The organism is Hydrogenibacillus schlegelii (assembly GCF_001653195.1).
GTDB classification, from domain to species: Bacteria; Bacillota; Bacilli; order Thermicanales; family DSM-22653; genus Hydrogenibacillus; species Hydrogenibacillus schlegelii.
Map to the genome: position 1 here is coordinate 1 of NZ_JXBB01000042.1, position 3507 is coordinate 3507.

3 protein-coding genes and 1 pseudogene are annotated in these 3507 nt (G+C 65.2%); all 4 read left to right on the plus strand.

What is annotated here, in order from left to right; translation table 11 throughout:
* A partial coding sequence (locus SA87_RS13790) for a transposase (RefSeq protein ID WP_211264222.1) occupies positions 1-198 on the plus strand: 198 nt, incomplete at its 5' end.
* Between the two features lie 37 nt (positions 199-235).
* Positions 236-664 (plus strand): annotated as a pseudogene (locus tag SA87_RS09495) (ABC transporter permease); the annotation flags it as partial.
* A gap of 146 nt (positions 665-810) precedes the next feature.
* On the plus strand, positions 811-2052 hold the full coding sequence (gene lhgO, locus SA87_RS09500) for an L-2-hydroxyglutarate oxidase (RefSeq protein ID WP_066202380.1): 1242 nt from the start codon (positions 811-813) through the stop codon (positions 2050-2052).
* A gap of 354 nt (positions 2053-2406) precedes the next feature.
* Positions 2407-3507, plus strand: a 1101-nt coding sequence (locus SA87_RS09505; RefSeq protein ID WP_066202377.1) for an MFS transporter, incomplete at its 3' end; no start/stop codon positions are given.

Genomic DNA, 3507 nt, shown 5'->3' on the forward strand with positions numbered 1-3507 from the left:
AGAGTCATCAAGTGCGAATGCGGCTGGACCTGCGACAGGGACGTTAATGCCGCCATGGTCATCTTGAGAAAAGGGCTTGGCCTGAGCCCCGATCGGGCCGTAGGGCTGGACCGGCCCGAACTCAAGCTCCCGGAGAGGGAGGCCGCTGCACGGATTTTGGGGGCGAGCCCCTATATCCGTGTAAGCTTTCTTCAATGAAAGGGGAAGCCCGCCCTTTCAAGGGTGGGAGGAGGTCACGCCGCTGTATCTGAGCGGAACGCCCTTGGGGTTCTGGATCGCGCACGTGCTCATCACGTTTCCGTATGTCGTGCGGTTCGTCCTGGCCGGCTTGAGCGGGTACGATGCGACGCTCGAGCGGGCCGCCCAGATCCTCGGGGCCCGACCGCTTCGGGTGTTCTGGGATGTGACGCTTCCGCTGCTTCGGCCGGCGATCGTCTCCGGCGGAATGTTCGCTTTTCTGACGTCGTTCGACAACGTGACGGTGTCGCTGTTCCTCGTCTCGCCGAAGATGCGGACGCTGCCGCTGGAGATTTTTTCCCATATGCAGGATGCGTACTCGCCGATCGTCGCCTCGGTCTCGAGCGTCGTCGTCCTGATTTCGGTCGTTTTCATCGCCGTCCTGGAGCGGCTTTACGGCGTCGGGCGGCTGTTTGCGTCGCACTGAGCGGATGGTTTGCGTTGCGCCGAGCGGGGATAAGCGTGGCCCGCGTCGGTCGGATTTTATGCGTTAAAGAGAACGGACTTCGGGCGTCGCGCCGGGCGGGCGCGGCCGGGCCGCGTGGCGAAAAAGGGGGGCCGAAAACGGGAGCGATGGATCAAATGCTGGACCTCCTCGTCGTCGGCGGCGGCATCGTCGGGCTGGCAACGGCCGATCGGTTTTTGGAACGCCGCCCCGATGCGACGGTCGTCGTGCTGGAGAAAGAGGACGACGTGGCCCGGCACCAGACGGGCCGAAACAGCGGCGTCATCCATTCGGGGATCTACTACCGCCCGGGGAGCCTGAAGGCCCGCTTTGCCCGGGAGGGCGGGGAGGCCCTGTTTTCGCTGGCAAAAGCGTGGGGGCTTCCGCACGCCCGGCCGGGAAAGGCGCTCGTCGCCCGAGACGGGGCGGAGGCGGAGCGGCTCGAGGCGCTGTATGTCCGCGGGCGGCAGAACGGCCTTCGGGTCGAGTGGATCGGCCCGGACGACCTCCGGACGAAAGAACCGCACGTCCGGGCGCACCGGGCGCTCTGGGTGCCGGAGACGGGGGTGATCGACTTTGCCGCCGTGGCGCGGGCGCTCCGAGAGGCGATCGTCCGCCGGGGCGGCGCGGTGCGAACCGGCCACCGGGCGCTGGCCTTGTTCGACGAGGGGGCCCGGGTGCGGGCGGTCGTCCGGCGGCAGGACGGGGACCGGGCGGTCGAGGACGTCGTTTTTGCCCGGCGGGCGGTGAACGCCGCCGGCCTTTGGTCCGACCGGCTGGCTCGGGCGAGCGGGCTTCGGCCGCCGGTCCGGATCGTGCCGTTTCGCGGCGAGTATTTTGAACTTCGGCCGGAGCGCCGGTCGCTCATTCGGGGGCTCGTCTATCCGGTGCCGGATCCGCGCCTTCCGTTTCTCGGGGTGCATTTTACCCGCGGCGTCGACGGGGCGGTGCACGTCGGCCCGAACGCGGTGCTGGCGTGGGCGCGGGAAGGGTACGGCCGTCGGGCCTTCGACTTCAAAGAGGCGGTCGACCGGCTGAAGGGGCCGGATTTCTGGCGCATGGCGTGGCGGTATCGCGGCCTCGGCCGGGAGACGATGCTCCGGTCGTGGAGCCGGGAACGCTTTCTCCGGGAGGCTCGGACCCTGGTGCCGGCGCTGGAGGCGGAGGACTTGGTCCCGGGAGGCGCCGGCGTTCGGGCCCAGGCGGTCCGGCGGGACGGGACGCTGGAAGATGATTTTGTGCTGCTCGAGACGGGCCGGATCGTCCATGTGCTGAACGCGCCGTCGCCGGCGGCGACGGCGGCCCTCGCCATCGGCGAGGCGCTGGCGATGAAAATCGATCAAGCGGCCTGCATCGGAGGAAAGGATTGAAACCTTTTTGTCCGGATTGACTCGGCGAAATCCATAAAATAAAATGAAGACACCGTCGGAACGTTTTGATCCCTGCCTCGGCTCAGAAGGGCGGTCGACCGGTCCCGCTCTGCCGGCGGCCGGGGAGCGGGGCCGGAAAGGGGGCGGAAGCGGCCGCGAAAGGAAAGCGGCTGAAGCAGAGCGTTTATCTGTAATGAGCGATCGTTCGTTCACCTTCCGTTGTCGAAGGGCGGATCGCTCGTCAGGAGGTGGGATGTCGAACCGGTTGCGCCGAAGATCGCTGGTTGAGCGCCGCATCGCGACGTGACCGCAATGAAGCTGCAAAAAGGACAAAGGCCAGGGGAGGGCGGCGGGATGATCGGACAGGATTCGAAACTTTCTCCCGAATTCGAGCGCCGGCAGCGGCGCCGAGCGGTGGCGTCGAGCATCATCGGCACGACGATCGAGTGGTATGATTTCTTCGTCTACGGGACCGTGGCCGCGCTCGTCTTTCCGAAGCTTTTCTTTCCCGGCAGCGATCCGTATGTCGCTCTGATGCAGACGTTTTTGACCTTCGCGATCGGGTTTCTCGCACGCCCCCTCGGCGGAATGTTCTTCGGGCACTTCGGCGATCGGATCGGCCGCAAGACGACGCTCATCGTGACGATCGTCCTCATGGGGGCGGCGACGACGCTGATGGGGCTGATGCCGACCTATGAACACATCGGCCTCTGGGCGGCGGTGCTGATCACGCTGCTTCGCTTTCTGCAAGGCTTTTCCGTCGGCGGCGAATGGGCCGGGGCGGTCATCCTGGCACTGGAGTGGTCAGAGCGTCCGACGCGGGGACTCATGGCGAGCCTGCCTCAGATGGGCGTGCCGTTCGGCCTCATCCTGTCCTCGGCAGTCGTGTCTCTGACGATCGCCTTGACGGGCGATGCGTTCGACGCGTGGGGCTGGCGGATTCCGTTTCTCCTCAGCTTCATCCTGCTCGTCCTCGGCGTGTGGATGCGCCTTTCGGTCATGGAGACGCCGATTTCTCAGCAGGTGTTGAACACGCGCCGGACGGCGCGGGCGCCGCTTTTGGAGACGTTTCGCCGGCATCCGGCCTCGCTCTTTTTCGGTTTGCTGGCCAATCTACAAGTTTTTGCCACGTTTTATATTTTCAATACTTATTTTGTTAGCTACGGAGCAACGATTCTTCAGATGCCCAAAAATCTGTTCGTCAACGCGACGCTGGTGGGAGCGATCGTGCTGATGTTGACCATCCCGATCGCCGGGTTTTTGTCGGACCGGGTGCCGCGGCGGTCGGTCGTCTTGTTCGGGTATGCGCTTACGGTCGTCTACGCGTACCGTTCCGCAACTCATGGACAAATATTCCATCGAAGGAATACCGCCCCGGTTGCTTCCTGCTTCTTCGGCGGGGTGCTCGTAGACCGCGGCCAGCCGCGTTCCGCCGCAGAGCCCGTCTCCACAGGC